This is a genomic window from Symbiopectobacterium sp. (assembly GCF_051710365.1).
Taxonomy (GTDB): Bacteria; Pseudomonadota; Gammaproteobacteria; order Enterobacterales; family Enterobacteriaceae; genus Symbiopectobacterium.
This window is the reverse complement of the sequence record NZ_JBPETA010000187.1, coordinates 1-5,755: the sequence shown is the minus strand read 5'-3', so window position 1 is coordinate 5,755 and position 5,755 is coordinate 1. Positions and strand designations below refer to the sequence as shown.

The following is a 5,755-nucleotide window of genomic DNA, read 5'->3' as shown; positions in this document are numbered from 1 at the left end:
TGGCGATGGTCAAAGCGCTTAACCGGATCACGCTATTAGGAATGCCGAACAGTATTCGCATCACGTAACAATCGACCCGATGGGGCACAGTCGTTACAAGTTCTGATTTATTCAACAAAGCCCCCCGATGGGGCACAGTCGTTACAAGTTCTGATTTATTCAACAAAGCCTTCCGCAGGCCAAAACGTTGCTGGATGTGGGCGGTGGCCCAGGCATGATCGCCATCGGCCTGACACAGCGCCATCCCACGCTGCAAGGGGTGGTGTTCGATTTGCCACAAACCGCCGCAGTGGCGCAAGAGAATATCATTGCCGCCGGTCTGCACCAGCGTTTAAGCACCGCCAGCGGAGATTTTTCCACTCAACCGTTTGCCGCAGGCTATGCCGATATTATCTGGTGTTCTTCCTTTCTGCACTTTGTCGAAGATATCACCACCAGCATAGCGCAACTGTTCAACGCATTGACGCCAGGCGGCGTGCTGGTTGCCGTGCACGCAGAAATAGCGTCCAACCAAGAGGATGCAGCATCGGTATTGCCCTTCTACCTGCCATTGATGCTGCGCGGACGCAGGGTAACGCGAGAAGGGGAATTGGCATCGTTACTGTGTGATGCCAGTTTCAGCCGTGTAGAAACACGGCGACATCAACCGTTTCCGATGTCGCCACTGACCGTCTTAATCGCACGAAAATAGGCGCCTTCCCGTCGTCCTCGGCGCAGGCCGGGGACATCGTGCGGAATTAACGCGTTTAGCCTGTAGGGAATTCCCGCCTGCGCGGGAATCACAGGTGGCCCGCGTTATGCGGTTGTAAACAGTTGGCGCGGGATTTTCGTCAAACGCTCACAGCCGTTTTCCGTCACCAGCACCATTTCGCTGATGGCGAGACCCGCCGCATACAAGTACATGTGAAACACCATACCTGCTTCCAGCAGCCACTCAGACGTGGGCAAAAACACGTGGCTAAAATCGCTAGTGCGCGGCGTCGTCTTCGGATAATAACCGAGCGTATAGCCGGTAATGCTGGCGTAATCCTGGCGCAGCCCTGCTTTTAGTACAGCATTACGTGCCAGTGCATCGATGTCTTTAGCCACTGCACCGGGCTTCATGGCCGCGAGTTGCTTATCCTGGATTGCGATCAGCTGCTGAGCAATCTCTTGCTGTGCAGGTGACGCCGTACCGATAATCACCGAACGCATGATCTTGGAGCTGTAGCCGCGTTTAAAGGAAACCACTTCAAGATGCAGGATATCGCCCTGCTCCAGCGGCCGTTCCTACATGTTGGCATGCAGAAAGCTGTTGCCACCGCCTGACGCTCCGTTTTCCCAACACCCATTTCGGCAACCACTTCACGGATCGCCTGATCGTTCGCCGCCGCTGATTGTTTGATGCACTCGATTTCCTGCGGAATTTTGCGGGTGCGCAATTGTTTAAGCACACCGGAAAAATCTTTTACCTGAATCTGTGGCAACATCGCCTGCAAGCGCTGGAAGCGGTTGATGGTCATGCAGTAAGAATCGAAATCGATGCCGAGCGTCGCGCTTTCCCAGCCGCGAGCGCGCACCGTATCGGCCAGCACCGCTAACGGATCCTGCCAGTCATGGAAGGTGACGGTGTCAGTGATCCAGCTATTTTCGCTGAACGCACGCTCGTCCATGGCGCGGAATACCATCACCGGGTCGCCCGTTAACGGCAGCAAGCAGGCACGGTACATGTTTTCAGAAATACCAAATCTAGTGAGATAAAACAGGAATTCAGTCTGGTCAATCAGCAACAGGGATATATCCCTTTCTTGCATATAAGCGCGGATCTTTGCGACGCGCTGCTGATACTCGTGGAGCGGGAAAAGCCAACTTTCATTCATAACGGTTACCTGATGTCGTTTTTTTTCTATTCACCACACCCGTAATCCCCAGTGTCACTATTGTCACGCCGATCGACAGCACGCTGACGGCTGCAATAGAAGGATCGAGTTGAAACTGTACCGTGTTCCAAATCCGCACCGACAGCGTTTGGCTGCCATGATCGGAAAGGAACAATGCAATAAGCAGTTCATCAAACGAACTGAGAAACGAGAAAATCGCTGCCGAGAACATACCCGGTGCGACAAGCGGCAGCGTGATGCGTCGTAATACGTTGAAGTGGCTGGCCCCCAGGCTCATTGCCGCCTGCTCCAAGCGATAATCCATGCCTTGCAGCGTCGAAGACAAAATAATGGTGGCAATAGGCAGCGCAATCAGGGCATGCCCGATAACAATACGGGTGAAACTGTTAAACAGCGCCAACTCGGAAAAGAAGAAGAACAGCGTCAACGCCACAATCACGTTGTGCACAATCATCGGCAACACAATCAGCGCATACACCAGACTTTTGCCGACAAAACGACAGCGCACCAGTGCCAGAGCGGCAAACAGCGCCAGTACCATGGCTAACAAGGTGGACATTAGCGCAATGGTAAACGACAGGCCGATAGCCTGTAGTCACTGCGAGTCCTGCAAAATCGCGCGCATCCACTTCAAGGAGAATCCTTGCGGTGGAAACGACAAATAGCTATTGGTACTGAATGCCAGAGGAAAGATCATCGCAATCGGGACCAACAAAAAAGAGAGGGTCAACAGCGTGATCAGTAGCGGCAGCCAGCCGGGGCGGTTTCCGTTCATCCTTTCGCCTCAAAGAGTCGTTCCAATCCCACGACCCGAACATAGACCCAAAACAGCAATAAGGTGCACAGCAGCAGCAACGCAGACAGCGCCGACGCGAAGCCCCAGTTGAAATAGACTTCCAACTGATTTTCGATAACCATGGAGATCATGGTATCGCGCGGGCTGCCCATCAGCGCCGGTGTCACGAAGAAGCCAATAGACAAAATAAACACCAGCAGGCTACCCGCGGCAACGCCAGGCAGCGACAGCGGCAAAGAGATGCGCCAAAAGGCTCGAAAGCGCGAAGCGCCAAGGCTATACGCCACCCGCAGCAGTTGCGGATCGATGCCTCGCATCACGCTGTAAAGCGCCAGTACCATATAGGGCAGCAAGATATAGGTCATACCGATTAACACGCCGAGCGGGGTATACATCAGTTTGAGAGGCGTATCGATAAGCCCCAACGCCCGCAGCGCCTGATTGACAAACCCATCACTGCCCAACAGCACCATCCAGGCATAAGTGCGCACCAACACACTGGTAAAATGGGGAATAATGATGATGACAATCGCCATACTGGCTAATCGCGCAGGGAGTTTACACAACACCCAGGCCACCGGATAACCCAACAGCAGCGTCACCAGCGTGACGAGCAGTGAGGTGCGCAGCGTAATCCACAGCACTTGCAGCCAGACAGGCTCTTGCACAATGCGCGCAAAGTGCTTGCTGGTAAGCCCCGGATCGAACAGGCCGTAACCAAGCATTTTCGCCAGCGGAATCAGCAAAAAAATCGTCAGGGCCAGCAGCGTAGGTGCCAGCAATAACCAGGGTTTCCAGCGACTCACACGCCTGTCATCACGCCCGCTCATCGCTGAGCATCGGCGGGAATAAACCAGAGACTTTCCGTTGCCCACCCGATACGCACGCTGGCCCCCGGCCGCAGAGTCCCCTCCAGCGCCGAGTTCTGTAACTGTGCTAATAATGTCGCGCCATCACTCAGCACCAGCGTTAATTTAAGCCTATGCCCCAGATAGAGCATTTCAGCAATGGTGGCGCTAATCGGCAAATGGGCTGATGTATCCCCCGGTAGCCCAGTGTGAATATGCTCTGGCCGCAGCACCGCCAAGACCGACTCCCCGACGCCAAGATGTGCTACGCCCTTACCGCACACCGTTTCACCGCTTGAAAGGTGCACGTCATAGCCGTGTTGCTGAATGGCGCTTATCTGGCCATCGATAAAGTTGGATTGGCCAATAAATTCAGCCACCCAGCGATTCTTTGGTTTGGTATAGAGATCGTGCGGGGTATCAATTTGGGCAATTCGCCCCTGTTGCATCACGGCAATACGATCGGACAAGGTCAAGGCTTCTTCCTGATCGTGGGTGACAAACACCACCGTAGAGCCGGAAGCCACATGCAGCCGTTTTATTTCCAACTGCATATGTTCGCGCAGCTTTTTATCCAGAGCACCCAGCGGCTCGTCCATCAACAGTGCCGCCGGGGAAAAGATCAACGCACGCGCCAGCGCAACGCGCTGCTGCTGCCCACCGGACAGCTCTCGCGGCAAACGATGTCCCTTATCATCAAGCTGGATCAACGCCAACGCATCCGCCACTTTCTGCTTGATATCGCGACGCGCAACGCCGCGCATTTCCAGCGGAAACGCCAGGTTATCCGCCACCGAGAGGTGCGGAAACAGCGTGTAGTGCTGAAACACCACGCCAAGGTCGCGTTTTGCCGGGGGCAAATGCGTAATATTTTGATCGTTAATCAGCACGCGCCCTTGGCTGGGTTCGGTAAAGCCCGCAACCATCATCAACGTGGTGGTTTTCCCTGAACCGCTGGCACCGAGCAGCGTCACAAACTCGCCTGGTGCGATCGCCAAATCCAGATTATCGACGACGGCAGCCTGTTCATAGCGCCGGGTCAGCCCCTCAAGGCGGAGTGCAGCTCCCGGCTGACGCCGGGAGCTGTGGTGTGTTGAATCCGTTTTCATTACCCCTGAACCAAGATCCATGGTTGCCAGATTTTGCCCACTTCCTCAATGTTATCTGTCCACCACTGCGCATTTTGCACAAAGGAGCGCGAGTAATACTCAGGGTTGGAAGGCAGTTTCACCAAATCCTCTGGGCGAACAAACTGGAAGGCTTTTTTATTGGTGGGACCATAGGCGATAAACTGGGTAATTTTCGCCTGAACCTCGGGCTGTAACGCAAAATCAATCAGCAACTGCGCATTTTCCGGGTTCGGCGAACCTTTCAGCACGCTCCAATGCCGCAACTGCTGTTTGATCTGGTTCCACTCAATGGCTAACGGCGCGCCCTGATCGATCAGCGCTTGTGCACGACCGTTCCACAATGCCCCTAACACCGCCTCTTTGCGCTCCATCAATTGTACAGATAGCGCCCCCGTATCCCACCATTTCACGACGTGGGGTTTGATTCGGCTCAGGGAAGCAAACGCACGCTTGATGTCAATTGGGTAGATGTCTTTCATGTCTACGCCATCGGCAAGCAAGGCAAATTCCAGCTCAGTAGAACTGGTGCGCAGATCCGTTAAAGTACGCGGACCGGGGAAACGCTCCGCATCCCAAAATTCTGCCCAGGTACGCGGATGGTTGCCATCACGGAAGACATCCGTGTTGTAAACCATCACGGTCGAGAAGAACAGGTTACCGACCATATTGGGACGGCGTACTTCGGGGAAGATATCGTCGGGATTGGTAAACTTCATGCCCACGTAGTTGATTGGCATCAACGCCCCGGCCGCATTGAGGTTGGTTTGTGTGACATCGCCGATATCCAGCACATCAAGCGCCACACGACCTGCTTTGATCATTGCCATGATTTGCGCAGCCGTAGAAGGCTGAATGATCACTTTAATGCCGGTCATGTAGCGCGGCGAATTTTTTCGCATAGAGTTGCATATCATTTTGCATGCGAGATTACTTCAAAAACTGCGTTTTTTTGCATTATGTAGAATGATTCGTGGGATTGCCTGGCATGCTCAAGAGAAAGCCCGCCAATGACGGCGGGCTGGTAGAAATAACGGCTATTATTGTGGCTGCCCCGGCCACTCAATGTCAGGTGCAGTACTGACATCAATACGATTTAACATC

At 53.9% G+C, this 5,755-nt stretch carries 10 protein-coding genes; 1 reads left to right on the top strand and 9 read right to left on the bottom strand.

Features of this window, described 5'->3' with window-relative positions:
• Nucleotides 1-244: hypothetical protein (locus tag ACTBDZ_RS14325; RefSeq protein WP_438815823.1), on the bottom strand; the 244-nt coding region annotated here is incomplete at its 3' end.
• On the opposite strand from ACTBDZ_RS14325, the gene ACTBDZ_RS14320 reads away from it, so the two are divergent.
• On the top strand, nucleotides 215-691 hold the full coding sequence (locus ACTBDZ_RS14320) for a class I SAM-dependent methyltransferase (protein WP_438815822.1): 477 nt from the start codon (nucleotides 215-217) through the stop codon (nucleotides 689-691). The genes ACTBDZ_RS14325 and ACTBDZ_RS14320 overlap by 30 nt on opposite strands.
• Nucleotides 692-795: 104 nt before the next feature.
• On the opposite strand, the gene ACTBDZ_RS14315 is transcribed toward ACTBDZ_RS14320, so the two are convergent.
• The 8 genes from ACTBDZ_RS14315 to ACTBDZ_RS14280 form a co-directional block, all read right to left on the bottom strand.
• Entirely contained in the window at nucleotides 796-1,230 is a 435-nt protein-coding gene (locus ACTBDZ_RS14315) for a M24 family metallopeptidase (protein WP_438815821.1), read from the bottom strand.
• Nucleotides 1,182-1,859 (bottom strand): aminopeptidase P family N-terminal domain-containing protein, encoded by a 678-nt coding sequence (locus ACTBDZ_RS14310; protein WP_438815820.1) that lies wholly within the window; start codon nucleotides 1,857-1,859, stop codon nucleotides 1,182-1,184. The genes ACTBDZ_RS14315 and ACTBDZ_RS14310 overlap by 49 nt, the downstream gene beginning before the upstream one ends.
• Nucleotides 1,852-2,439 carry an ABC transporter permease gene (locus tag ACTBDZ_RS14305; RefSeq protein WP_438815819.1) on the bottom strand — a complete coding sequence of 196 codons (588 nt, stop codon included), beginning with the start codon at nucleotides 2,437-2,439 and terminating at the stop codon, nucleotides 1,852-1,854. Before ACTBDZ_RS14305 ends, ACTBDZ_RS14310 begins: the two co-directional genes overlap by 8 nt.
• A gap of 36 nt (nucleotides 2,440-2,475) precedes the next feature.
• Nucleotides 2,476-2,655, bottom strand: coding sequence for a hypothetical protein (locus ACTBDZ_RS14300; RefSeq protein ID WP_438815818.1), 180 nt, complete (start codon nucleotides 2,653-2,655; stop codon nucleotides 2,476-2,478).
• Nucleotides 2,652-3,482 (bottom strand): ABC transporter permease, encoded by an 831-nt coding sequence (locus ACTBDZ_RS14295; protein ID WP_438815817.1) that lies wholly within the window; start codon nucleotides 3,480-3,482, stop codon nucleotides 2,652-2,654. The genes ACTBDZ_RS14300 and ACTBDZ_RS14295 overlap by 4 nt, the downstream gene beginning before the upstream one ends.
• Before the next feature lie 20 nt (nucleotides 3,483-3,502).
• Nucleotides 3,503-4,633 carry an ABC transporter ATP-binding protein gene (locus ACTBDZ_RS14290; RefSeq protein ID WP_438815816.1) on the bottom strand — a complete coding sequence of 377 codons (1,131 nt, stop codon included), beginning with the start codon at nucleotides 4,631-4,633 and terminating at the stop codon, nucleotides 3,503-3,505.
• The gene (locus tag ACTBDZ_RS14285) at nucleotides 4,633-5,553 is read right to left on the bottom strand and encodes an extracellular solute-binding protein (RefSeq protein ID WP_438815815.1); all 921 of its coding nucleotides are present in this window, start codon (nucleotides 5,551-5,553) and stop codon (nucleotides 4,633-4,635) included. The genes ACTBDZ_RS14290 and ACTBDZ_RS14285 overlap by 1 nt, the downstream gene beginning before the upstream one ends.
• Nucleotides 5,554-5,691: 138 nt before the next feature.
• Entirely contained in the window at nucleotides 5,692-5,754 is a 63-nt protein-coding gene (locus tag ACTBDZ_RS14280) for a tail fiber assembly protein (protein WP_438815326.1), read from the bottom strand.
• Nucleotide 5,755: the final 1 nt, after the last annotated feature.

Coding starts and splice junctions, on each gene's coding strand:
- ACTBDZ_RS14320 (WP_438815822.1), top strand. CDS start 215: ATGATCGCCATCGGCCTGACACAGCGCCATCCCACGCTGCAAGGGGTG.
- ACTBDZ_RS14285 (WP_438815815.1), bottom strand. CDS start 5,553: ATGCGAAAAAATTCGCCGCGCTACATGACCGGCATTAAAGTGATCATT.
- ACTBDZ_RS14290 (WP_438815816.1), bottom strand. CDS start 4,633: ATGAAAACGGATTCAACACACCACAGCTCCCGGCGTCAGCCGGGAGCT.
- ACTBDZ_RS14305 (WP_438815819.1), bottom strand. CDS start 2,439: ATGTCCACCTTGTTAGCCATGGTACTGGCGCTGTTTGCCGCTCTGGCA.
- ACTBDZ_RS14310 (WP_438815820.1), bottom strand. CDS start 1,859: ATGAATGAAAGTTGGCTTTTCCCGCTCCACGAGTATCAGCAGCGCGTC.
- ACTBDZ_RS14300 (WP_438815818.1), bottom strand. CDS start 2,655: ATGAACGGAAACCGCCCCGGCTGGCTGCCGCTACTGATCACGCTGTTG.